We start from the raw sequence: 24,637 nt of genomic DNA, 5'->3' as shown, positions 1-24,637 counted from the left end.
GGTCAACTACGTCACGCGGCCTTCGGCGCACAGGTGGCTCGCCTTCGCACGGGCGTAGGCCGTCTCGACGACGCTGCCGAACACGTTGATGCCCAACCCGGTCTTCGCCCCCAAATCGGCCAGTTCCAACAGCAGCGGGTAGCCACGGTGCGGTTGCAATCCGCCGTCGGCCATCGCCACGATGCCGGCTTCGACCGCCCGCTCCGCGTGGGCCACGAACAGTTGCGGCGGGGCGTACCGCGTGGCCCGGTAGCCGCCGACGACCGTGGCCTCACCCAACCGCGTGGCGAACGCCTCCACCTTCCGCCGGTAGCCGGGGGCGTAGTTGCCGAGGTCGATCACCGCCTCGACCATCGGCTTCCCCTTCTGGAAGATCGCCAGTTCTCCCGGCGATAGCGCGTTCGCCAGCGTTAACAGCGCCCGGTTACCCATCGTTGCCGGCAGGAAGACCCACCGCGTTTCCTTCAACAGCAACTCTTCGAGCAGCGGCAGCGCCGCGTCCACCATCGGCACCGACCCGCCGCCAGTCAGCAGTTCCAGCGGGGCCGGCACGCCGTGGCCCATCCGCCAGCGGGTCGTGCCGCGGTCGAGGAGCGCCTTCCGCTCGGCCGCGGCCATCAGCCCGCGGCGCAACAACACCGTGATGGCGTCGTCGGTCGCGAGTTCGTCGGTGGACCGTTTCGACCGTTTGCTGAGGACCCCGCGAAGGTGGCCGACGGGGTCGGCGGCCCGCGTGTCGTAGTCGTGCCAGAGGAACGTCGAGCGCCAGGTGTTCAGGAGGCCGTCGTAACGGACGAGGCAGATGCCGATGGTGGCGACCGTGCCGGTGAGGCCGTCGTGGCTGGCGGAGACGCCGTCGCACGCGGTGACGTGGCCGGGCAGCAAGACGTTGCGGCGGGCCGCACGCAGCAAATGATCCGGCACGCGGTAGACGCCGGCAGTCGATGGCGCGTCGGGAAAGGTGGCGAGGTCGGCCAGCACGCGGCCGCGGATGGTGCCGCGGAGTTTGCCTTCCTCCTCGATCGACCGCGTGACCGCTTCTTGCGTCCGCGTCAGCAGTTCTTCCAGGCCGTCGCTCGTGCCGGCCCACCGCGACAGGTCGAACGCAGACGCCAGCGACCCGGCCAGCGTCGTCTCGATGGCGGCCGACGTGCGGAACCGCTCCGAGCCGACTTCCGGCGGTTGAATCAGGTTCGACCGTTCGCGGGCCATCGGTGGGCAGTATATCGACGCCTGCGGCCGGCCGCTCAGATACAACAGGGGGACCGACCTCTTCTGGGCCACCCCATGCGACTGCCGGTGCTGCGACTGATTGCCTTCCGCGAGCTGCGCGACCTGCTCCGCGACCGCCGGAGCGTGCTGCTCCTGCTCGTGACGCCGGTCGTGCTGTACCCGTTCCTGGGCCTCGCCACGTTCGCCATGGCCAAGCTGGCCGCCGAGCAGAAATTCCTCGTGGGGATCGTGGGGAAGGACCGGCTGCCCCCGACGCCCCTGCTGACCCAGGACGATCAGTTCGTCGAGGAAAAACGGCCGGCCGACCGGGCCGAGGGGCCGGTCGGCGACGACGCACAGTGGGAACTCCCGCCGATCCGCGTGGTGGAAGTGTCGGACGACCCGGACGCGGACCTCCGGGACAAGAAGGTCGACGTGCTTCTGAAAGTGCCGGAGGGCTTCGCCGCCGAGGTCGCCGCCGGCCGGAAGCCGAAGGTCATCATCGAACACCGCGACGGCGACGAGAAATCGAAGCTGGCCTCCCGCCGCCTGCGGAGCATCGTCCTCGCCTGGAAAGACCGGATTCTCCAGGAGCGGTTCACGAAGGCTGGGTTGCCCACCGACTACGATCAGGTGTTCGACCTGATCGACCCGATCACGTCGAAGCCGAAGTTGAAGCAGGCCGCCGACGCGATCCGCGACGGCCTGTCCCGTGCCCTGCCCTTCTTGCTGATGATGTGGCTGTTGGCCGGCGCGATTCAACCGGCCGTCGACCTGACGGCCGGCGAGAAGGAGCGTGGGACGATGGAAACGCTGCTCATCAGCCCGGCCGACCGCAGCGAGATCGTGTACGGCAAGTTCTTCGCCGTCACGGTCTTCTCGTTCGGGTCGGTCGTGTGGAACGTCATCTGGCTGACGGCCGCGTGTACCGTCGTGGAGTTCGTCCTCGGCTACCCGATCATTAACAAGCCCGGCCTGATCGGCTGCGTGGTCCTCGGCTTCCCGCTGGCGATGCTGTTCAGCGCGATCTGCCTGTCGCTGGGCGTGTTCGCCCGGAGCACGAAGGAGGGGCAGTACTACCTCGTCCCGCTCATCCTGGTCGCGATGCCACTGGCCCTGTGGAGCATGATGCCGGGCAAGGAACTCGACTTCGGGAACGCCCTGATCCCCGTCACGGGGGCGATGCTCATGCAGCAGAAGCTCCTCGCGGTGTCGGCCGACCCGATCCCGTGGGGGATGTTCGGCCCCGTCCTCGGCAGTCTGTGCGTGTGCGTGGTCGCCGCGCTGTACACCGCGGTGCGGCAGTTCCGCCGCGAGGACGTGCTCTTCCGCGAGGTCGGCGGCGACAAGGGCGGGAAGCTGTTCCGGCTGTTCTCGTGACGCTGTTCATGGCCGAACTCGCAGTGCGGAACCTCGCTACCTCCCTGGCGTGGTATCGTGACGTTCTCGGCCTCGCGGTGAAGTTGCTCGACGAGGCGAACGGGTTCGCGCTGCTGGAAGGCGACGGCAGCCGGCTCGCGTTGAAGGCGGGCGAAGTCGGTGGCGGCGTGACGCTGCACTTCCGCGTGCAGAGCCTCGACCGTGAACTGTCTCGCCTCTCGGCCCGCGGCGTCGTGCCCGACGGGCCCGTCGTCGTGAGTCAGGAAGGCTACCGCGAAGCGTTCGTGCGGGACGCGGACGGCTACCGCGTGGGACTGTTCGAGTTCGTGTAACTGCGGTTCGGGGAGGATCGCCGTGGCGGGTCGAATCGTGTTAGCGGTGTTGCTGTTCGTCACGTGCGGACCCGTGGTCGCACAAGCGGTTCGGGCTCGACGGGTCCAGCAACCGCTAGACGAACTGGAAGCCGACAAGCCGATGGGGCCGGTCGTCACGCTCGGCTCGACGGCGATGGCGGTCAACGGTGACACCTGCAAGGCCGTAGGCTTTACGGCCGACGGGCGGATGGTGAACGTGTTCACGAACCAGCGCTGGCACCGCTGGGAGATTTCCACGGGCCAGAGCAGCGAATTCAAATCCGGCAGCCTGAACTCCAACGACACCCTCTACCCCGGTCCCGACGGGCAGACGATCCTCTGCATGGGCCGCTCCGAGGACCGCAACGGGAAGGTCCGGGTTGTGGACTTGAAGGGCGGCTCCGAACTTCGTTCGCGGGAGTTCAGCAAGTCCGACACGATCCTGCCGTCCGACGACTGCACGTGCATCGCCACCGTGGGAACCCGCGGAACGAACATCATCTGGCTCGACGACAAATTGCCGGGCGTTCGCGTGGAGGGCGTGACTGACGTGCGGCGGTTCGCGAAGGCGGCCGGGGCGAGCGTCTTCGCCCTGCTCGGCGACGACCGCGTTGCGGTGCAAACGGCGGCCGGCGTCTGGAAGCTCGACCCGCCGAAGGACACTGCGTACACGGCGGTCGCACTCAATTCCGACGGCACGACCCTGGCGACGGCGTCGGCCCGCGAAACCGACGACGGCAAGCGGCCCGGCCCCATCGAACTGTGGGACGTGAAGGCCCGCAAGATGCTCCGGGCGGTGGAGGCGGTCGAGTGGTTCTCCGAGGCCCCGTACCGCCTCCGGTTCACGCCCGACGGTACGACACTAGTGGCCGGCGACGGGGCGTACCTCCGCGGGTGGAACACGACGACCGGCGCGACGACGTTCGCCGTCGAGCCGGGCTGGGGCTGGGTCGGCAACGTCCAGATTTCGCCGGACGGCAAGTACGTCGCCGTGGCGTACCCCAGCCGGCCGATGGTGTACGAACTCGCGACCGGCCGGCAGCCCACTGCGCTGCTCGGCCACTCGTCGGCGGTGTGGGACATCGCCTTCTCGCCCGACGGCACGCGGGCCGCAACGGCGATGTACGGCCGGCCGATGGTCTACCTGTGGGACACGACGACCGGCAAGAACCTCGGCGAACTCAAGTCTCTGTTCCTCCGGCCGAAGGGCGAGCGGATCGTACCGGGCCGCGTGCGCGTGCAGTTCTCCCCCGACGGCACGAAGTTGCTCACGACCAACGAGGCCTCCGGGACGGAGACACCGATCCGCATCTGGGACGCCCAGACGCTCGGCCTGTTGCGGGAGATTCCCGCCCCGGCCGGCGACGTTTCCACGGCCGCCTTCACCCGACACGGCCTCTTCGCCATCCTCGACGGCAAGCCGACGCTGTTGGACCCCGCCACGGGCAAAGCGATCTGGGAGAAACCGCCGGTCCCGCGGGCGGCGAAGGCGGTCATTTCGCGAGGCGGCGCCCGCGTGGCCGTCGAGGGACGGAAGGAGGCGAGCGTGTGGGACCTGGCCACCGGCCGCGAGATCGACCGGGTGCCGGGCGAGCCGGTGCGGTTCACCGCGGACTCGGGGCTGGTTTTTGAAGGCAAGAAGCACGCCATCCGGTTCCGCGACCTGGACCAGAAAAGCGACCGGCTGGTCTTCGAGAACTCGGACGGGGTGACGCCCACGGTGAGCGAGACGGGGTTCGTCGGCCGGCCAACTTCACCCTCCAACCAGTCCCCGGAGTTCCACGTCCACTCGGCCCGTGACGGAAGACTGATCAGCACCTGCGAGGGCGGTCATACACTCCCGTTCGGTGGTGAGGGGCCGAAGGTTTCCTACTCCCGCGACGGGCGAACGCTGGCGGTGGCCGGTCAGGGCGGCACCATCCATGCGTTCGAGACGTATTCCGGCCAGGAACTCTTCCAGATGCCCGGCGGCCCGGAAATCGTCGCCCTGACGTTCTCCCCCGACGGCCGAACGCTGTTCTACTCCCGCGGCGGCGACGAACAGCACTCGCAGGTGTCGGGCCACGACACGACCGGCGGGGCGTGGGGGCGGCTGGCCGTCGCGCGGCCCGAGGACGTGGACAAACTCCGACGGGAGATCGGCGACAAGCCCGCGCCGGCCCGGAAAGCCCTGTATCAACTGGCGACGCGGCCGCCCGAAGCCGTCGCGTTCGCGCGGGAGGTCACGCAGCTGGCCACGGCCGCCGACTACGCCAACCACGATCGCTGGCTGGCGGACCTCGACGCCCCGGCCTTCACCTCTCGGGAAGCGGCGACAAAGGCACTGGCGAAGGCCGGCTGGCGGGCCGAGGCGGCGATGCGGACCATGCTCGACAAGACCGAATCGGTCGAGGCCCGCAACCGACTGGAAAAACTGCTCGCCCGCCGGGACGTGCGGCCGTTGCGGGCGGTCCACTTGCTCGAACTGGTCGGCTCGCCGGAGGCGGTCGGCGTGCTGAAGACGATCGCGACCGGCCCACCCGAAAGCCTCGTCGTGCAGGACGCGAAGTGGTCGCTGCTGAGATTGGGCGAACGGGGGGCGTCAGCCCCCTGATTCTCTCCCCGCCGTGCGCAGAATCAGAGGGCTGACGCCACCCGCTCGCCAGAAGGCAAATTGCTGTTGCCCCGGTCGCGGTCGGCAGTGTAACAATTCGGGTCATGTTCACCACTCAACTGCTGCCGCGGGTCCGCTCGGCAGTCCTTTTCATTCGCCCGAACACGGACCCCTCTCGGTCAACGCTCGACGCTGTCGCCGAGCGATTGCTGGCCGGGCCGTTGACAGTCCTTCTGGCGTTGTACACCCTCGGCGTGTTCGTCACGTGGCTGCCGGGCTACCTGACGTGGCCGATGTGGGCCGACCACGACGTTTTCGCCACGCTCGCCCGCGGGTGGTCGGACGGCCGATTGCCGTACCGCGACCTACCGACGACCAACTTCCCCGGCCCGATCTATCAAGCGTGGCTGTTCGGCCACCTCTTCGGCTGGGGCCATTCGCAGGTGGTCTACGCCTTCGACGCCGTCCTGCTGTTCGGCCTGGCCGGAAGCTGCGTCGCGTGGTCGCGGGTGCGGCTGGGGTGGTACTTGCCCGGCACGCTGGCGGCCGCGGTGCTGGTGAGCTACCACGCCACGCTCGATTTCTCCCTCGCGGCCCAACGCGACTGGCAGGCGGCCTCCTTCGTGCTGCTCGGCCTGTTGGCCGTGGCCGGGCGAACGCGGCCGCGGTGGTCGCTGGTCGCCTGTGCCGCCCTGTGCGCCTTCGCGCTCGTGTCGCGGCCGCAGGCGGTGCTGTTGATGCCCGCCGTCGCGGTGGCCGTTTGGTTCGCGGGCGGAGTTCGTAGCTTCGGCCTCTGGCTCATGTGCGGGGCGGCGTTCGTCGGCCTGCTGTTCCTACCGCTGGTCGCGCACGGCTTGATCCCGGACTTCGTCCGCGAGATGGGCCGCATCGGCGAGGGCGGCATCTACCGCCACCCCGGCGTGGACCGGCTCGAAATCTACCAGGAACAAGCCGTCGTCGGCGGGGTGCTCGCACTCGTCGCGGGGTACGCATTTCTGTGGCTGCGCGGCCGACCGGCAGTGCCGTTGTCCTTGCTCGTGTGGCCCGTGGCCGCGCTGGCGGGGGCGTGGTTCTATAAACCGCTCAGCCCGTTCCCGCACCGCTACCTCGTCCAGCCGTACCATGTCGCACTCGCCGCCTTCGGCATGGCCGTCGTCGCCGGCCTGCTCCGCTCGCCGACGTCCGCGACGGTGCGGCTGGTGGCCGTACTGGCGATGATCGGAAGTTCCGTCGATTGGCGACCGAACTTTTGTGAAGTCACCCACCTCGGCCGAACTTGGCGGGCCGTGACCGGGCGGGCGTCCGAGAGTTACGTGCCGTCCGGGTACACGCGGCGGGGCATTCCGAACCAGCACGTTTACCCGTGGGCGTGCTATCGCCGGCTGACCGAGTACCTGCGGACGCAAACCTCGCCCGACACGCCGGTGGCCAACCTGCTGTTGTCGCCGGCAGCCGTGAACGGCGATTCGGGCCGCCGCACGCCGCTGCACGCCGAGTCGATGATGTGGGTCATCATCGTCGGCCGCGACGACCTCGACGGGTTCGCGAAGGAACTGCTCGCCTCGCCGGAATCGCTCGTGGTCTGGCGGCCACGAGAGTGGGAGGAAGTGCCCACCTGGGAGCGTGTGCCCCGGATGCTGCGGGAGAAGTACGAACGGGTGACGGCGTTCGACGAGATCGAAGTTTGGCGGCGAAAGGCCGACGCCGTTCGTGAGGGTTCCGATTAGAATGGCCCTGGCCCTCCCCACCAGGCCCCTCCCACCATGCGCGAATCCCGTCCCGGCCGCGGCCTTGCCGACCTGAGCATTCGCAACCCCGTCTTCGCCGTGATGCTCGCGGCGGCCATGCTCGTCTTCGGCTACCTCGGCTACCGCGACATGGGCGTGAGCCAGTTCCCGGAAGTCGATTTCCCGGTCGTCAGCGTCATCATCGCGCTCGAAGGCGCGTCGCCGGACGTGATGGACGGGGATGTGACCGACGTGGTCGAGGACGCCGTCGCCGGCGTAGAGGGCGTCGACTACGTCGCGTCCCAGAGCTACCAGGGCGTGAGTCAAGTGAACGTCTTCTTCCGCCTCGACCGCGACATCGACGTGGCGATGCAGGACGTGCAAAACGTGGTGAGCGCCGCCCGGCGGAAGCTGCCGCGGGAGATCGAGCAGCCGGTCATCCTGAAGCTGAACCCGAACAACCTGCCGGTGTTGTGGATCACACTCAGCAGTTCGAGCGTGCCGCACGGGAAGATTTGCGACTTCGCGGAGAAGGAGTTCAAACAGGCCATCGCCGCGATCCAGGACGTGGGCGGCGTGCAGTTCTCCGGGCTGCGCGCCAGGAACGTCCGCATCTGGCTCGACACGCGGAAGATGTGGTCGTACAACCTGACCGCCGCCGAGATTCGCACGGCGATCCAGCAGCAGCACCAGGAACTCCCGGCCGGCACGATCACCAGTCGGATGATCGAGGCGAACGTGCGGGCGATGGGCGAAGCCTATTCCATCGACGAGTTCAAACGCATCCTCATCGCCCGGCGGAACGATCAGGCCATTTACCTCGGCGACCTCGTCGCGAGCATTGAGGACGGCACGGAAGACGAGCGGAGCGTGGCCCGGTACAACGGCCGGCCCGCCGTGGCCGTCGGCGTGCGGAAGGCCATCGGCGGCAACCTCGTCGCCGTGTGCGAGAACGTGAAGGCTGAGATGCCGAAGCTCAAGCGGATGCTGCCGGCCGGCGTCGAGATGCACGTCCCCATCGACTACTCGGTGTTCGTCCGCGAGAACGTCGAGGAAATGAAACTCACGCTGATCCTCGGCGTGCTGCTGACGGCCCTCGTCTGCTTCCTGTTCCTCGGCTCGCTCGGCACAACGGTCAACGTCTGCCTGTCGATCCCGACCTCGCTCGTCGGCACGTTCTTCATCGTGAACTTCGGCATGAAGCTGTTCGGCCGCCCGCCGTTCACGATTAACCTGATGACGCTGCTCGCCCTGTCGCTGTCGGTCGGCGTGGTCGTGGACGATGCAATCCTCGTCCTCGAAAACATCTACCGCCGCCGCGAGCAAGGCTTGTCGCGACTCCGGGCGGCCCTGCTCGGTGCACGGGAAATCAGCTTCGCGGCGGTGGCGGCAACGCTGTCCATCGTGGCGATCTTCCTGCCGGTGGCGTTCCTGTCAGGGACGGTCGGCCGGTTCTTTTTCCAGTTCGGCGTGACCGTCGGCGTGGCCGTGCTGCTCTCGCTCGTCTCCGCACTCACGCTAACACCGATGCTCTGCTCGCTGTTCCTAGACGTGAAACACGGCTTCTGCGTCAGCATCCCGCGCCGCCGGAAGTGGACGCTCGGCCTCGTCGGCGGTCTGTTCTTGATCGCCGTCGCCTTCGCCGCGAAGCTCGTTCTCGAGCAGTTGCCGCAACTGCGGAAGGACTACTCGCCCCTCGCCTCGGCCTTTTCCGTCCTCGGCAGCGAGTACGCCCTGCCCGCCGCGTTCGTGATCGGCTTCCTGCTCACGACCCGCGGCCATCAAGTCTACGCGATCCTCGACAAGTTCTTCCTCACGCCGGTGCTGGTCTACCCGGTCGATCGGTTCATGCGATTGGTCACGGCCGCCTACCTGCGCGTCCTGCGGTTCTCGCTGCGGGTGCCGGCGCTGGTGCTGCTCGTCGGGGCGGCCATCGGCGGCGTGGCCGTGTGGATGCTCGCCGCCGGCGTGCTAGGCAAGGAACTGATCCCGAGCGAGGACCAGAGTCGGTTCGTCGTTCACGTCGTCTGCCCGGTCGATTCGAACATCGAACAGGTGAAGGGCCTCCTCCGCGAGTGCGAGGAAACGCTGCTCGTCCGCGACGACGTGGCCGGCGTTCTGACGGCGGCCGGCAGCGAGAGTGGCACGCTCATTTTCGAGGCCGACATCTTCGTGAACCTTGTGCCGAAAGACCAGCGAGAGCAGTCGCAGCAAGAGATCATGAGCGAAATCCGTTCGCAACTTCAGGGCCTCGGCGACGTGCGGGTGGTCATGCGCGACCTGTCGCAAGAGGGCTTCACCGCCCAGCGCGGCGACCCGATCGACTTCGCGCTGAAGGGCGACTGGAAGGAACTGCCGCACCTCGCGAACACGATGATGGAAGAGATGCGGGCGAGCGGCTTGGTGGCCGACGTGGACTGCAACTACCGCCCCGGCAAGACGGAACAGCGGGTCATCCCGAACCGCGTGAAGCTCGGCCGGCTGAACGCCCCGGTCGGCCGCGTGGCGGAGTCGCTGTCGCTGATGGTCGGCGGGCAGAAGATCGCGAAGTACACAGACAACGGCCGGCGGTACGACGTGCGGATCAAGCTCGCCGCCGGCCAGCGGGACGTGCCCGCCGACCTCGACAGCGTGCCCGTCCGCGTCGGCGTGGACCGCCTCGTGCCGCTGCGCGACGTGGTGGACCTGCAACCGCAAGCCACGCTGCCGGTGTTGAACCGCTTCAAACACCAACGCTCTATCGAGATCACCGCCACGCCCGCCGCCGGCGTGTCGCAAGGTGAGGCCGTCGCCGGCTGCCAGGAGATCGCGAAGCGGGTGCTGCCGAACGAGGACTACGAGGCCGTCGAACTCGGCAACGCCTCGGCGATGAAGGAGACGATCAGCGGTCTGGTGTTCGCGCTGGCCCTCGGCATCCTCGTCGTCTACGGCATTCTCGCGGTGCAGTTCGCGTCGTTCGTCCACCCGTTCACGGTGCTACTCGCCCTGCCGTTCGCCGCGACGGGGGCGCTCGTCACCCTCTACCTCACCGGCGACACGCTGAACATGATGTCGCTCATCGGTATGATTCTGCTGATGGGCCTCGTGAAGAAGAACTCGATCATCCTCGTGGACGCGGCCAACCGCCAGCGGGCGACCGGGTTGGCCCCGATCGACGCGGTGATCCACGCCGGCCGTGAACGCCTCCGACCGATCCTGATGACGAGCCTCGCGTGCGTCGCCGGGGCGATTCCCGCCGCGATCGGTTTGGGGCCGGGGGCCGAAACGCGAGCCCCGATGGCCCGCGGCATCATCGGCGGCATCGTGCTGAGTACGCTCGTCACGCTGGTCATGGTCCCGGTGTTCTACGTGCTGGTCGAGCGGTTCCGCGGGCTGTTCACGGTGAAGGAAGACGAGCCGCACGAGAAGCCACCGGCACACGTGCCGTCGCTGAATGGAACGACGCCGCAGGTTGAGAAGCCAGTCATTGTTGGATAAAGGCGAGCGGCCCGGCGTAAGCGGGCCGTGTCTTTGAGTGAACCAGTCCAGACACGGCCCGCTTACGCCGGGCCGCTCGCCGGAGAGGTCGTTCTCATGCGCACCCTGCTCGCCTTGCTCCTTGCCCCGCTCGCGACGTTCGCCGCCGACCCGCCGAAGCCGCCGCTGGTGGCCCCGGTGGACATCAACGACTGGACGCCGCGGCCGGGCGTCGGGAAGGCCGAGCCGTTCGAGCGGATGAAAGACCCCGACTGGGACGACAAGCGGTTCCAGTCCACCGACACCGGCCCCGCGCTGAACTGCACCTTCCGCTACCCGGTCGGCAAGGACCCGCAGATGGCGTATAAGGCGACCGTCATCAAGCTCGACGGCGGCAAGGCCGGCGTCGCCTTCGACCGCAACACGATGCGGATGGTCGCCGGTTGGACCGGCGGGTTCGTGAACATCAGCGATCGACGGTTCGGCCTACTCAACACGCCGACGCCGAAGGGACAGACGACGTTCGCGCTCCCGCCCGGCCCCGGCTGGCCCGACGCGAACGGCAAATGGGACGCTGGCGTCAGCCGCTTCACCGCCCCGCTGCCGAAGGCGTGGGCGAAGTACCGCGGGACGTACTTCCACGGCGACCGCGTGGTCGTGAAGTACACCGTCGGCGACCTCGAAGTGCTGGAGTCGCCCCGGCTCGTCACGCACGACGACCTGTCGGTGATCGTTCGCTCGGTCCAGGTTCGCAACCCGCAGGGCGGCGTGAACAAGCAGTTGATGCTCGTCGACAAACTCACCGGGGCGGGCCGGACGATCAAATCGGACGTCCAACTGTTGTTCGACGACGTGACCGGCGGCCAGGAAGCCATCGCGATCGCGGAAAAGCCCGCGAACGTGGCCCTGCTGCCCGACGGCCACGGGTACGCCTTCCTCCGCAACGAAACGTCCGCCGACGGGTGGAAGGCCAACGTCGTGTACGGGCGGTTCGCGGCCACGCAACTCGAAGCGTTCGCGAAGTTCGTCGGCACGCTCGACCGCGGCGACGACCTCACGCCCCTCACCAAGCCCGGCGGCCTCCGTTGGGGCAAGCCGCTGGTCACAAAACTCGTCCGCGGCTCGGCCGACAGCCCGTTCGCCGTCGACACGCTCACGATCCCCTACGACAACCCGTACAAGGCGCTCTTCTTCTGCACCGCCGTCGATTTCCTACCGGACGGCCGCATCGTGATGACCACCGCCCACGGTGACGTGTGGCTGGTGCGAGTGGACGAGGCGAAGGACGAGTGCCACTGGCAGCGGTTCGCGACTGGCCTTTACCAGCCGCTCGGCGTGAAGGTGATTGACGGCAAGATTCACGTCCTCGAACGCGGCCAACTCACCCGGCTGCACGACGAGAACAACGACGGCGAGGCCGACTTCTACGAGTGCGTCAACAACGACTGGCACGTCAGCGGCGGCGAACACAGCTACGACACCAGCCTCGAAACCGACCCGCAGGGGAACTTCTTCTTCCACAAGACCGGCGACACCGACACGCCGACCGGCGGCACGCTCATGCGAATCAGCAAGGACGGCAGTAAGGCCGATGTCTACTGCACCGGCTTCCGCCACCCGATCGGCCTCGGCATCTCGCCGACGGGGATCATTACCGGGGCCGACCAGGAAGGGAACTGGATGCCGGCCACGCGGATCGACGAGTACAAGAAGGGCGGCTTCTACGGCGACATGCGGGCGAGCCACCGGGACGTTCCGCCGAAGACCTACGACCCGCCGCTGTGCTGGCTGCCGCGCGAGGTCGATAACTCGGCCGGATGTCAGGTGTGGGTGCCGAAGGATGAACGGTGGGGGCCGCTCGCCGGGCTGCCGCTGCACTTTAGCTACGGCCGGTGCAAGTCGTTCGTCCTGCTGCGGCAAGAGATCGGGGAGACCGTTCAAGGTGGTGCGGCCGACCTGGGGATGCGCTTCCTGTCCGGTTCGCGGACCGGGCGGTTCAACCCGAAGGACGGGCAACTCTACGTCGTCGGCCTCAACGGTTGGCAGACGTCCGCGCAGGCCGACGGCAGCCTCCAGCGAGTTCGGCCGACCGGCAAGCCGTTCGACATCCCGGTGAAAATGGAAGTCGTGCCGGACGGCGTGAAGCTGACGTTCCCGAACGCCCTCGACCCGGCCGCGGTGAAGAACCTCGCCAACTTCCGGGCCGCGTGGTGGGGCTACCGCTGGAGCGGCGAGTACGGCTCGAAGCGGTGGAAGGTCTCGAATCCGCAGGCCGAAGGGCAAGACGACTTGATCATCTCCGCGGCCGACCTGTCGGCCGACGGCAAGACGCTGTTCGTGAAGGTCGCGGGCGGCATGAAGCCGGTCCAGCAGATGCAACTCGGCTACAACCTCGCGACGAAGGACACCACGCGGGCCGTCACCGGCTCGGTGTTCCTGACCGTGCACGACGTGGGGAAGAAGTAAGGCGAGCGGCCCGGCGTAAGCGGGCCGTGTCCTCTCCGTTCCAGACACGGCCCGCTTACGCCGGGCCGCTCGCCTTTTGGAACCCCTCCCATGACGCCAACCCGCCGACACTTCCTCGCCACCGCCGCGACGGCCGCCATCGGTTCGCGATTGACCGCCGACTCGCCGACCGGCAAGGCGAATCACACCAAGTTCGCGTGCAACGTCGAGATGTGGTTCTCGAAGGAAAAGAACTTCCTCAAGCGGCTCGAAGGAGCGGCCGCCCTCGGCTTCCCCGGCGTCGAGTTCTGGCCCTACGAGGGCAAGGACATCGCGGCCGTCGCCGACACCTGCGAGCGGTTGAAACTGACGATCACGCAGTTCACCGCCTGGGGCTTCAAGCCGGGGATGAACGACCCGAAGAACAAGCAGAAAGTCGTGGACAAAATCGGCGAGGCGTGCGAGGTCGCGAAGAAGTTGAAGTGCCAGATGATGTGCGTGGTGGCCGGCGACGACATCCCCGGCGTCTCGCAGGAGCAGATGCACGCCACGATCATCGACGCCCTGAAAGCAGCGGCTCCCGTCGCGGAAGCGGCGGGCGTAATGCTCATCCTCGAAGCGATGAACGTCCGCGTCGACCACAAGGGCCACTGCCTCTACGGCTCGGCCCCGGCCATGAAGATCGTGAAGGCGGTCGGCTCGAAGTTCGTGAAGTTGAACTGGGACTTGTACCACATGCACATCACGGAAGGCGACCTGTGCGGCCACCTGAAGGAAGGCTTCGCAGCCGACGCCATCGGCTACGTGCAACTCGCCGACCACCCCGGCCGGCACGAACCCGGCACGGGCGAGATCAACTACTCCCGCGTCCTGAAGGAACTGGCCACCCTGAAGTACACCGGCTGGGTCGGCACCGAGTGTACGCCGGCGAAGGACGAGGCCACGGCAGCGAAGGCCGTTTTCGCCGCCGACGAGTGGTGAGCGGGCAACCCCCTCACGCGCCCTACCGCATCGCCCCGAGGTCGATCTCGGGGAGGGTTTGCACGAGGCTGACTTGCACGCTGGACATGAGCGATTCGGGCGTGAACGGCTTCTGAATGAAACTGTGGGCGTCCAGGTCGCGGACGCCCTGGCGGAGAATCTCTTCCGGCGTGTGGCCGCTCATGAAGAGGACGCGGAGGCCGGGGCGGAAGGCGCTGATGATGTTGGCGATTTCCGGGCCGCTCAGTTGCGGCATCACCACGTCGGTAATCAGTAGGTCGAGCTTCTTCGTGTTGCGGGCCTTGCCGACGGCGTCGGTCGACGTGCGGGCCGTCAGCACTTGGTAGCCGTGCCGCTGGAGGGACTTCTCCGCCAGCGTCAGGACCATCTCGTCGTCTTCCACCACCAAGATCACGCCGCGGGCCGGCATCGGCGTTAGCTCGTCCACGCCGACGGTCGTCTTGCGGCGGTGGACCGGGTCACTGTGTTCGGACAGGCCGGCGGCCGGCAGATCAATTTCGAACGTCGTGCCGCTGCCGACCTTGCTGGAAAAGTGGACCTCGCCGCCGAGTGTTTTCACGATGCCGTAGACGGTGGCGAGGCCCAGGCCGGTGCCCTTGCCCACGTCCTTCGTGGTGAAGAACGGCTCAAAAATCTTCTTCTGCGTCGCCTCGTCCATCCCCCACCCGGTGTCCGCGAGGGTCAGGCGGTTCATCGTGCGGCCGTCGGGGATTTCGACCGCTCGCGTGCGGACCGTGACCGTGCCGCCGTGCGGCATCGCGTCCCGGGAGTTCACGGCCAAGTTCAGGATGATCTGGTGGATGAGCCCGTAGTCGGCCTTCACCGTCCGCAGGCCGGGGGCGAGGTGCGTTTCGACGATGACGTTCTCGCCGAGAACGCGGCCGAGCAACCGCACGGCGTCGACGACGGCGTTGTTCAAGTCCACGGCCACGAGGTTCATCGGCCGCTGACGGCTGAACAAGAGGAGTTGCGTGGTCAGGCCGGCGGCCCGCTCCCCCGCGCGGCGAATGTCGTTGAGCAAGTCCCGCGAGAGGTGGTCCGGCGGTAGGGTACTGTCGAGCAGTTCGGAACAGCCGTTGATGACCGTGAGCAGGTTGTTGAAGTCGTGGGCAATACCGCCCGCCAGCCGGCCGACGGCTTCAAGCTTCTGCCCCTGGCGGATGCGGGCTTCGAGTTCCGCTTCCTTCGCGAATCGCGCCCGCAGTTCCTCGGTCTGCCGCTTCAGGCGGAGACGGAGGGTCATGATCCACAGGGCCGCGAGCAGAGTGACACCGGCCAGGGCGGCGAGCACGTACGGCCACCGCTCCGGCGATTGGATCGCGAACAAGTCAGGATTGGGTGGCGTGGCAAACATCCGGCTCCGAGTGGAACGGACAAGTCACGGTCCGGCACGGTGGCCGGGGTTTGCCGAGAATGTTCTGGGAGGGCGAAGTTGACGAACCCGGACCGGCCGGCGGGCCGATCCGTTCCCTGAACAGTATCGAAAACCGTTAGCCGAGCCAACCCGGTAACTCGCCGGCCGGCGGAAGTTTTACGACCGAGACGCTCGTGATGTCGGAATGCCCGGCAACTTCGTCCACGGCCGCGGCGTCGGGGACGGTATCCAGGTTCAATACCCCGATCGCCTCGCCGCCGGGCGCTTGGCGACCGAGGTTCATGCCCGCGATGTTCACCCCGTGCTTGCCGAAAGTACTGCCCATGAAGCCGATCACGCCCGGCCGGTCGCGGTGGCTGAACACGAACAGCACGCCGTCGAGGTACGCTTCCAGGCGGTACGAGCCGAGCCGGACGAGGCGGAGGTACTCGTTGCCGAAGAGCGTGCCGGCGGCGGTGTAAGTCTTCTTGTCCGTCTCCACGTCGGCCTGCATGAGCGAGGCGAAGTCATCCTTCTTCGGCGACGCGGACGAGGTGATCTCGATGCCGCGGTCCCGGGCCATGACCTCGGCGTTCACGAGGTTCACGCCGGCCATCCGCGATTCGAGCAGCCCGGCGGTGAACGCCGACGTGAGGAGCTTGGTCTTCTTGTTCGCGAGGTCGCCCTTGTAGGTGAGCGCGACCTTCTTGATCTGCCCATGGTTCATCTGGGCGTGCAACATGCCCAACCGCCGGGCGAGGTCCACGTACTGCTTGAGTTCGTCGAGTTCCTTGCGGTCCACGGCGGCCATGTTCACGGCGTTCGCGACGATGCCCTTCAGCAAGAAGTTCGCGATCAACTCGGCCGCTTCGATGGCGACGTTTTCCTGGGCTTCGTAAGTGGACGCCCCGAGGTGCGGCGTGAGGACGATGTTCGGCGCGCCGATCAGTGGGTTGTCGGCGACGATCGGCTCGACGCTGAACACGTCGATGCCGGCCCCGCCGATGGTCCCGGCCTTCAGGGCGTCCGCGAGGGCCTTTTCATCCACAATGCCGCCGCGGGCGACGTTGAGGATGCGGGCCGTCTTCTTCATCTTGGCGAGTTCGTTCGGCCCGATCAGCGATTTGGTTTCGTCGGTCAGCGGCACGTGAATCGTCAGGAAGTCCACGTCCGGCAGCATCGCCTCGATGCTCGCGGCCGGCTTGTAGCCCATCTCGGCGACCTTGTCCGGCGTGACGAACGGGTCGAACGCGAGAACCTTCATCTCTAGCCCGGCGGCCCGTTTTGCGACCTCGCGGCCGATCCGACCGAGGCCAATGACGCCGAGCGTCTTGCCGGTGACTTGGGTGCCGACGAACTTGTTGCGGTCCCAGCCGCCCTTCTTCATCGTCGCGTCGGCCTGCGGGACGAGGCGGGCCAGCGACATCATCAGTGCGATCGTGTGTTCCGCGGCCGAGACGGTGTTGCCGCCGGGCGTGTTCATGACCACGACGCCCTTGCGGGTGGCGGCGGCCACGTCGATCGTGTCCACGCCGACCCCGGCGCGGGCGATGGCCCGGAGTTTGCCGGGGTTTTCGAGCATCTCGGCCGTGATCTTCGCGGCCGACCGCACGATGACGGCGTCGTATTCCCGGAGGGCGGCCTTCAGTTCTTCCGGCTTTTTGCTCAGTTCCGGCCGGTGATCAACCGGCACGCCGAGTTTCTTGAGCGTCTCGGCGGCGGAGGCTTCCAGGTTGTCGGCAATCAGCACGCGAGCCATCGCGATTTCACCTTCTCAAGGATCGAGGGAGAGGAACAGTAATTGTATGAACGTCCGGTTCCGGCGGCGGCTAAATGCCCCACGCCGCCAGCACCCGTTCGGCCGCCTCCGGTTCGCCCGCGGGCACCCCGTGGCAGGCTTTCAGACCGCGAAACCACGTCATCTGCCGCTTCGCGAACTGCCGCGTGCGCTGCTGAATTTGCGCGACCGCTTCGGCCAGCGTCGGCCGACCGTGTTGAACGTGGGCGATCAACTCGGCGTAGCCGACGGCGTGCGACGCCTCACGGCTGAGCGGTTGTGACAGTTCAATCAGGCCGCGAACCTCGTCGAGCCAGCCACCGGCGACCATCGTTTCCACGCGGCGGTTGATGCGTTCGTACAAGACCTCCCGCGGCCATTCGAGGTTCACGCAGGGGATGGCAGCCGCGGGCGAATCATTGCCAAAGGTCGGCGAATCCCACGTCTGCTGAAACGCGCTCAACGGCGCCCCGGTGAGATGGAAGACTTCGAGTGCCCGCACCACCCGCCGCACGTCGTTGGGGTGAAGGCGGGCCGCCGACTTCGCATCGACGGTGGCGAGCTTCGCGTGCAGGTGCTCGTTCCCGAGTGTGGCGGCTTCCGCTTCGAGTTGCTGGCGAAGGATCGCGTCCGATGGTGGGGCGTCGAACAGGCCGTGGAGGAGGGCCTTCAAATAGAACGGCGTGCCGCCGACGAACAACGGCCGCTTGCCGCGAGAGCGGATGTCGGCACACGCCTTAGTCGCCTGGTCGAGCCACCAGGCGACGTTGGCCGACTCCCACGGGTCGAGTAAGTCGATCAAGTGGTGCCGCACGCAGGCTTGTTCGGCCGGCGTCGGCTTGGCGGTGCCGATGTCGAGGCCGCGGTAGAGTGTCATCGAGTCCATCGCCAGGACTTCCGCCCCGATGCGCTCGGCCAACTCCACCGCGATCGCGGTCTTCCCGCTCGCGGTGGGGCCGGTCAGAATCAGGGCGTCGGCGAAGTCGTGCAATGGCTCAACCCGGAGGCGGAACTGCCGGGGACATGATACGCGCGTCAGCGGCTCAGTTTGAAGAACTCCCGCAGCTTCCCTTCCGGCAGTTGCTGAGACATGACCACCTCGGCCCGGGGGAAGCCGACGAGTTTGGCCAGGCGCAGGAAGCGGTCGCGGTTCACGACCATCGCCCCGCGGTTGCCCTCCGAACCTTCGACCGTCGGCGACGTGAACAGGTCGGCGAACACCCACCCCCACGGGGCGAGCAACCGTTCCGTCTCGGCGAGCAACAGGGCCGTTTCGTCGAGGTAGGTGTGCGTGAACACGCTGAAGTAGCACGCGGCGTCGAACGTCTCGCCGTGGATCGGCAGCGTCGTCGCCTCGTTCACCGCGAAGCGGAAGTTCGGCCGTGGGAACCGCTGCTTGCAGAACTCGATCCCCTCGGCCCCCACGTCGGTGCCGAAGTAGAAGCCCTTGTCGGACAGGTACTCGGCGCAAGTCTGTGCCACTTGCCCGGTGCCGCAGCCCACATCGAGCAGGCGGGAATCCGGCCGGAGGCCGAGGTCGATGAGGTGTTGCAGTTTCAACTTCGCCAGCCGGTCGTACTCGGCCTTCGTGCTCGGGCCGACGATGAGCCAGTAGTTCTGCGTCAGGTCGGTGCGGGCGTACTCGCGGTGGTAGTCGATGTCGGTGACGTTGTCGGTCTTGGCCGGCGGGTCGATCGGCGGCACCCCGGCGAACAGTCGCTTCAGCGTGCGGGCCATCGGGTGCAAACTTTGCGGAACGAACGAGCGCAGGGTCGGCACGGAAACCCCTCGGCAGCGGAATGAAATCGGGTGTCGCCGCGTGATACCTCGGGTCGGAGAGGTGTCAAGAAAAAAACCGCGAAGTTGCGCACGGCAACGTCGCGGCTGCGAACCTGGGCGGGATGGCGGGTTGACTGGCCTGCCTACTTTTTCAACTCCTTCACGCGGACGTTGCGATAGCGGACGAACTGCTTGGTGTAATCGCCGCCGCCGTGGACCTGCAGCGCGATGCCGCCGGTGTCGTTATGCCGCTTCTCGGTGTCGGTGTACTCCATGAACTTCACGCCCTTGATCCATGTCGTCAGCGTCGGCGGGTTGCCGACGATGCGGGCGCGGAGTTCGTTCCACTCGCCGGGGTTCCAGAACTTCTTCCAGTCGGCGGCCGCCACCGGGCTCTTGAACCCGCCGTCCGGCTGTTTGCTCGGCACCACGATCTCGGTCACGTCCTTGCCGAAGTCGAAGTTGCGGATGTGCGGCTTGCCGCCAAGCCCTTCGCCGTAGATGCCCATGAGGTTGCCGCCCTTGTGGTAGTCGATCATCGCCTGGTAGCACTTGCCGGTGTCGGTGCAGCGGAGGAACAGGCCGCTATCCGGGCCGTCGTCGTTCCGCGTCTCCAGGGCCACTTCGAAGTCGCCGTACTGCTTCTCGGTGATGACGATGCCGCCGTTGCCGGGCACGTCCTGACTGCCGACGATGGCCCCGTCCTCGACGACCCATTTGCCGCCGGACGTGTTCTTGCTCTTGCCGCTGTGCCCGGTCTTCGCGGACACCTTCCAGCCGGTCAGGTCTTTGCCGTTGAAGATCGTGACGAAGCCCTCGTCCGAGAACTTCTCCGACGTCGGCAGGTCGGCGGCCGCCGCGGGCAGGAGGAACGCAAGGGCGAGTAGTGACACCGCACTGACACCTGCCATTGCTGTACGAACGCGAATCATCGGAGGACTCCGGGAAAGGGAAAGGCGGGGTGTTCAAAAGTATCGGGGTCGCGGGGAGAATCGTCCAGAGGGCCACATTTTGCACTTTTCATTGGTACGATCATCACCGGACCAATGAAAAGTGCAAAATGGTCGGCCGCGGCTCGGCCTCTCCGCTTGCTGCCATTCTCGCGGGACAGTACGGTATAGGAACGTTCTCTTCTCCCTGATTTTCGTGAGCTTCCCATGCCCGTGCCGGACGTGGACCGCGTGGCCGTCGTGATCGGCCGGACCCGCCACAAGATGATCGTGGTCGAACTCGAAGAGGCCGCGAAGCGCGGGGCACAGTTCATCGAGTTGCGGCTGGACTTTCTTTCGAAGGCCGTGGACTTCAAGCGACTCGCCCCGCACAAGCGGTGCCCGTGGCTGGCCACGTTCCGTCGCGTGACCGAGGGCGGCCGGCACCCGTGTACGGAAGACGAGCGGCTCGCCGTCATGCGGCAGGCGATCGCCTCCGGGCATTTCGAGTGGGCCGATCTCGAAACCGACGTGGCCGACGGCGTGAAGCGATTCGGCAAGGTCCGCCGGCTCATCAGCTACCACAACATGAAGGAAACGCCGGAAGACCTCGACTCGATCTACGAGCGAATGCTCCGGCAGGACGGCGACGTGTACAAACTCGCGGTGATGACCAACACCGTCGCCGACGTGGAGCGGGTGCTGAAGATACAGAAGCACGCCCCGAAGCCGACGATCATCTTCGGCATGGGCGACCTCGGCCTGCCGACGCGGTACACGGCCCTGAAGTACGGCGCGCCGTGGATCTACGCGGCGTTCAACCGTGAGCGCGGCATCGCCCCCGGTCTGCCGGCGTTCGACGACTTCAAGACGACCTACCCGGTGCGGTCGATCAACGCCTCGACGGAGTTCTTCGGCGTCCTCGGCGACCCGGTCGGCCACAGCTTCAGCCCGGTCCTGCACAACCACATGTACCTGCGGAACAAGACGAACGCGATCTACCTGCCCTTCCGCGTCACGCGGGGCACGTTGGCCGAGGCGTTGAAGGTGTACGAGGCGGTGCCGGTCAGCGGATTCAGTGTCACCATCCCGCACAAGGAAGACGCGGCCACGCTCGCCACCGAGAAGGAAGCGTTCGTGCAACTCTCCGGGGCGGCGAACACGCTCGTGCGGCGGCCGAACGGCGAGTTCTTCGCGGCCAACACCGACTACGTCGCGGCCATCGAATCGTTGAAGGCGAACCTCCTCAGTTGGTACCCGGACGGCGACGCCCCGGCCCTCAACCAACTGTCCGCGATCGTCCTCGGCACCGGCGGCGTGGCCCGCGCCATCGCCCACGCGCTGCACAAGGAAGGGGTTCACCTGACCATCGCGGCCCGCAACATGGACAAGGGAGCGGCGATTGCCGACGAGGTCCACTGCAAGGTCGTCGATTGGCAGGGCCGGCACAACGTCAGCCACGACATCGTCATCAACTGCACGCCGGTCGGGATGCACCCGAACGTGAACGAGTCGCCGTACCACAAGAGTGCGCTCACGTCCGGCAAGATCATCTTCGACACGATCTACAACCCGGAGACGACGCTCCTCGTCCGCGAAGCCCGCGAGAATGGCTGCAAGGTCATCACCGGCGTGGACATGTTCGTCCGGCAGGCGGCCCGGCAGATCGAACTGTTCACGCAGGTGGTGCCGAACGTCGAGAAGATGCGCGAGATTATGCGCAAGGCCCTCTCGCCGATCACGCGGGCGTTGGAAGAAGAAGCCGACGACGCTGAAGGCGATGACTAACCCCATGTACCCCCGCATCTTTCTCATCGGCTACCGCGGCAGCGGGAAGACGACCGTTGGCCGTGTCCTCGCGGACCGCCTCGGCTGGTCGTTCGTTGACGCGGACGTTCTCCTCGAAGCCCGTGCGGGCAAGACCATCGCCCGCATCTTCGCGGAGGACGGCGAACCGGCCTTCCGCGACCTGGAATCGAAGATCCTGGCGGAACTCGCAGCCCGCGCACAGCACGTCATCGCGACCGGCGGCGGGATCATCCTTCGGCCCGCGAATCGGAGCCTCCTGCACGACAGCGGACTCGTCGCGTGGTTGCAGGTTTCGCCCGGCCTCGCGTGGGAGCGAATGCAGGCCGACCCGACCACCCGCGACCGCCGCCCGAACCTCACGCCGGCCGGCGGCCTCCTGGAAGTGCAGACCGTCCTGACCGCCCGCGAACCGCTCTACCGCGAGGCCGCGCACGCGGCGTTTCCCGCAGAGCGTTCGCCGGAACTGCTCGCCGCCGATATTTTGCACGTATGGAATGGTGGTACCACATCCCGATCGTGACCTGCACCCTGTGGGTGTTCGCGCTCGGCCTCGGCATCGGCAGCTTCCTCAACGTGCTCATCGCGCGGATGCCGTTCGACAAGAGCATCGTCTGGCCGGGGTCGCGGTGCGGGGCGTGCTACCGCCCCCTACGGCTGACCGACAACCTGCCGATCCTCGGCTACCTCCGCCTCGGCGGGAAGTGTCGGTTCTGTGGGACGAAGTTCTCCAGCCGCTACCTCTGGATCGAACTCGCAACCGGCCTCGTGTTCGTCGCGCTGTTCCTGATCGAAGTCGTCTTCAACTGGCACAACGTCCCCGGCCTCGTACAGCCGTTCGGGGCCATCGGGCAGTTCCCGTCCCTGCGGGCGTGGCTGTACTTCGCGGCCCTCGCCTTCCTGTTCTCGATGCTGATCGCGGCGGCGACCATCGACCTGCACTACCGGATCATCCCGCTGCAACTCACCTACGTCGGCACGCTCATCGGCATCCTCGCGTCCACTCTCGGACCGTGGCCGTGGCCGAGTGACGTGGGCAGCGTGCCGCTCACACCGCCGGGTGATTACGGCTGGACGCACTTCCAACTCACGAACAAAATCCCCGCGGGTCTGGCCCTCTGGCCGTTCTGGGGACCGCCGCCGGCGTGGGCACCGGCCGGCAGTTGGCAACTCGGCTTCCTGACGGGGCTGATGGGGGCAGCCGTCGGGCAGTTCATCGGCCGATCGGCGAAGTGGCTGTTCGAAATCGGCTTCCAACAAGAAGCCCTCGGCCTCGGCGACGCCGACCTGCTCATGATGATCGGCTCGTTCCTCGGCTGGCAAATCACCGTGCTTGCGCTGCCGGCCGGGGCGTTCGTGCTGCTGCCGATCCTGATCCCGTGGATGGCTTACAACGCCATCCGCGGCAAGCAGCGAGACCCGCACATCCCGTTCGGCCCCGGCATCGCAGCCGGGGCGGTGGCCTGTTGGCTCGCGTGGCCGACCCTCGGCGAGGCGAGCCGATTCGTCTTCTTCTCGCCGCTGATTCTGATGCTGTCGATGTCGATTGTCGGCGGCGGCTTGTTGATCTTTGGCCTGATCCTTCGGCGTGGCCCGGCGGTCGAGGCCATGGGAAGTGGGAACCCGACATGACGCGGAACTTGGTGATCGTCGACTACGGCATGGCGAACCTGCGGAGCGTGCAGAAGGCGTTCGAATCGTTCGGCCACGCCGCCGAGATTACCTCCGACGCGAACCGCATCGCGGAAGCGGGGAAGGTCGTGCTGCCCGGCGTCGGCGCGTTCCGCGACGCCATCGCCCGGTTGCGCGAAACGGGCCTCGCCGACGCGATCGTGGCGCACGCCAAAGCCGGCCGGCCGTTCCTCGGCATCTGCCTCGGAATGCAATTGCTGTTCACCCGCAGCCACGAAGACGGCGTCCACGCCGGCCTCGACCTGTTCCCGGGCGACGTGGTGAGTTTCCCCACGGTCCCCGGGCTGAAGGTGCCGCACATGGGCTGGAACAACCTCGCGCTCACGCGGCCGGACTGCCCGCTGTTCCGCGACCTGCCGCCGCACCCGTCGGTGTACTTCGTCCACGGCTACTACCCGCAACCGGCCGACGCGAACCTGACGGCGGCGACGGCAGACTACCCGGACCCGTTCACCGCCGTGGTGTGGCGGGACAACGTGATGGCGACGCAGTTCCACCCGGAGAAGAGTCAGGCCATCGGGCTGAAGATGTTGAAGAACTTCGCGGAACTGTGACCGCCGACCGTCCCTTGTCACTTCGCGGGCCGTTCGCACAATGGCCCGCATGGAACTCACCCGCAACCTGAAGATCGACAGCGTGGCCCGGCTCAGCCCGACGCCGCCGCGACAGGTGGACGCCGCCCTGTCGATCGCCGCCACGGTCGAGCAGATGCGACAGGAGAAAGTCGGCTGCTTGCTCGTGGTCCGCGACACGCGACTGGTCGGCATCTTCACCGAGCGCGACTTGCTCACGCGGGTGCTGGCCGTCAACAAGTCGCTGGACGGGCCGGTCCACGAGGTGATGACGCCGGGGCCGGTGACGGTGGAGATGAAAGACTCGATCCGCACGGCCGTGAAGCGGATGCAGGGTGGCAGCTACCGCCACCTACCGGTGGTGGACGACCAGAACCACCCCGTCGGCATCCTCTCAGCCAAGCGGGTGGTTCACTATCTCGTGGAACACTTCCCGGAAACGATCTACAACCAACCGCCCGACCCGAAGCAAGTCCCGGACACCGCCGAGGGGGCGTGAAGATGAAGGGGTGAACGGGTGACGGGCTGAACGGGTGATAAAAACCCTACTGTCTTTTCAC

18 protein-coding genes are annotated in these 24,637 nt (G+C 66.9%); 12 read left to right on the top strand and 6 right to left on the bottom strand.

The window, feature by feature from the left end; translation table 11 throughout:
- Nucleotides 1-6 precede the first annotated feature (6 nt).
- On the bottom strand, nt 7-1,212 hold the full coding sequence (locus tag PX52LOC_RS13735; protein WP_168218981.1) for a hypothetical protein: 1,206 nt from the start codon (nt 1,210-1,212) through the stop codon (nt 7-9).
- Nucleotides 1,213-1,287: 75 nt separating this feature from the next.
- Between PX52LOC_RS13735 and PX52LOC_RS13730 the strand changes: the two genes are divergently transcribed.
- The 7 genes from PX52LOC_RS13730 to PX52LOC_RS13700 all read left to right on the top strand — a co-directional run bounded on the left by PX52LOC_RS13730 (nt 1,288) and on the right by PX52LOC_RS13700 (nt 14,147).
- Entirely contained in the window at nt 1,288-2,592 is a 1,305-nt protein-coding gene (locus PX52LOC_RS13730) for an ABC transporter permease (protein ID WP_168218980.1), read from the top strand.
- A gap of 8 nt (nt 2,593-2,600) precedes the next feature.
- Nucleotides 2,601-2,924: a VOC family protein gene (locus PX52LOC_RS13725; protein WP_149110633.1), complete on the top strand. Its 324-nt coding sequence runs from the start codon at nt 2,601-2,603 to the stop codon at nt 2,922-2,924.
- 22 nt (nt 2,925-2,946) lie between these two features.
- Nucleotides 2,947-5,538 carry a WD40 repeat domain-containing protein gene (locus PX52LOC_RS13720; RefSeq protein ID WP_149110632.1) on the top strand — a complete coding sequence of 864 codons (2,592 nt, stop codon included), beginning with the start codon at nt 2,947-2,949 and terminating at the stop codon, nt 5,536-5,538.
- Between the two features lie 104 nt (nt 5,539-5,642).
- Nucleotides 5,643-7,265: a hypothetical protein gene (locus PX52LOC_RS13715; protein ID WP_149110631.1), complete on the top strand. Its 1,623-nt coding sequence runs from the start codon at nt 5,643-5,645 to the stop codon at nt 7,263-7,265.
- Between the two features lie 36 nt (nt 7,266-7,301).
- On the top strand, nt 7,302-10,742 hold the full coding sequence (locus PX52LOC_RS13710) for an efflux RND transporter permease subunit (RefSeq protein WP_149110630.1): 3,441 nt from the start codon (nt 7,302-7,304) through the stop codon (nt 10,740-10,742).
- A 96-nt stretch (nt 10,743-10,838) separates the two neighbouring features.
- Nucleotides 10,839-13,187 carry a DUF6797 domain-containing protein gene (locus tag PX52LOC_RS13705; RefSeq protein WP_149110629.1) on the top strand — a complete coding sequence of 783 codons (2,349 nt, stop codon included), beginning with the start codon at nt 10,839-10,841 and terminating at the stop codon, nt 13,185-13,187.
- A 90-nt stretch (nt 13,188-13,277) separates the two neighbouring features.
- Complete coding sequence (locus tag PX52LOC_RS13700) at nt 13,278-14,147, top strand: TIM barrel protein (protein ID WP_149110628.1); 870 nt, start codon at nt 13,278-13,280, stop codon at nt 14,145-14,147.
- Nucleotides 14,148-14,169: 22 nt separating this feature from the next.
- Here PX52LOC_RS13700 and PX52LOC_RS13695 read toward each other — a convergent pair whose 3' ends face one another.
- From PX52LOC_RS13695 to PX52LOC_RS13675, 5 genes are all read right to left on the bottom strand, one after another.
- Entirely contained in the window at nt 14,170-15,522 is a 1,353-nt protein-coding gene (locus PX52LOC_RS13695) for a hybrid sensor histidine kinase/response regulator (protein WP_149110627.1), read from the bottom strand.
- A 136-nt stretch (nt 15,523-15,658) separates the two neighbouring features.
- Nucleotides 15,659-17,281 carry a phosphoglycerate dehydrogenase gene (gene serA / locus PX52LOC_RS13690; protein ID WP_149110626.1) on the bottom strand — a complete coding sequence of 541 codons (1,623 nt, stop codon included), beginning with the start codon at nt 17,279-17,281 and terminating at the stop codon, nt 15,659-15,661.
- A 70-nt stretch (nt 17,282-17,351) separates the two neighbouring features.
- Entirely contained in the window at nt 17,352-18,290 is a 939-nt protein-coding gene (gene miaA / locus PX52LOC_RS13685; RefSeq protein ID WP_149110625.1) for a tRNA (adenosine(37)-N6)-dimethylallyltransferase MiaA, read from the bottom strand.
- A gap of 44 nt (nt 18,291-18,334) precedes the next feature.
- Entirely contained in the window at nt 18,335-19,078 is a 744-nt protein-coding gene (locus tag PX52LOC_RS13680) for a class I SAM-dependent methyltransferase (protein WP_149110624.1), read from the bottom strand.
- Nucleotides 19,079-19,221: 143 nt separating this feature from the next.
- Nucleotides 19,222-20,010: a 3-keto-disaccharide hydrolase gene (locus tag PX52LOC_RS13675; RefSeq protein ID WP_246173722.1), complete on the bottom strand. Its 789-nt coding sequence runs from the start codon at nt 20,008-20,010 to the stop codon at nt 19,222-19,224.
- Between the two features lie 225 nt (nt 20,011-20,235).
- Here PX52LOC_RS13675 and aroE point away from each other — a divergent pair, with 225 nt between their 5' ends.
- Genes aroE through PX52LOC_RS13650 form a run of 5 tightly spaced genes read left to right on the top strand, consistent with a single transcriptional unit; the run spans nt 20,236 to nt 24,576 of the window.
- Nucleotides 20,236-21,795, top strand: coding sequence for a shikimate dehydrogenase (aroE, locus tag PX52LOC_RS13670; RefSeq protein WP_149110623.1), 1,560 nt, complete (start codon nt 20,236-20,238; stop codon nt 21,793-21,795).
- Nucleotides 21,788-22,336, top strand: a complete 549-nt coding sequence (locus PX52LOC_RS13665; protein WP_149110622.1) for a shikimate kinase — start codon at nt 21,788-21,790, stop codon at nt 22,334-22,336. The genes aroE and PX52LOC_RS13665 overlap by 8 nt, the downstream gene beginning before the upstream one ends.
- Entirely contained in the window at nt 22,306-23,445 is a 1,140-nt protein-coding gene (locus PX52LOC_RS13660) for a prepilin peptidase (protein WP_149110621.1), read from the top strand. Before PX52LOC_RS13665 ends, PX52LOC_RS13660 begins: the two co-directional genes overlap by 31 nt.
- Nucleotides 23,442-24,059, top strand: a complete 618-nt coding sequence (hisH, locus tag PX52LOC_RS13655) for an imidazole glycerol phosphate synthase subunit HisH (RefSeq protein ID WP_149110620.1) — start codon at nt 23,442-23,444, stop codon at nt 24,057-24,059. The genes PX52LOC_RS13660 and hisH overlap by 4 nt, the downstream gene beginning before the upstream one ends.
- Before the next feature lie 49 nt (nt 24,060-24,108).
- Complete coding sequence (locus tag PX52LOC_RS13650) at nt 24,109-24,576, top strand: CBS domain-containing protein (RefSeq protein ID WP_149110619.1); 468 nt, start codon at nt 24,109-24,111, stop codon at nt 24,574-24,576.
- Nucleotides 24,577-24,637 lie beyond the last annotated feature (61 nt).

This window comes from Limnoglobus roseus (assembly GCF_008254045.1).
Classification (GTDB): Bacteria; Planctomycetota; Planctomycetia; order Gemmatales; family Gemmataceae; genus Limnoglobus; species Limnoglobus roseus.
This window is presented reverse-complemented; position numbering and strand designations above follow the sequence as displayed.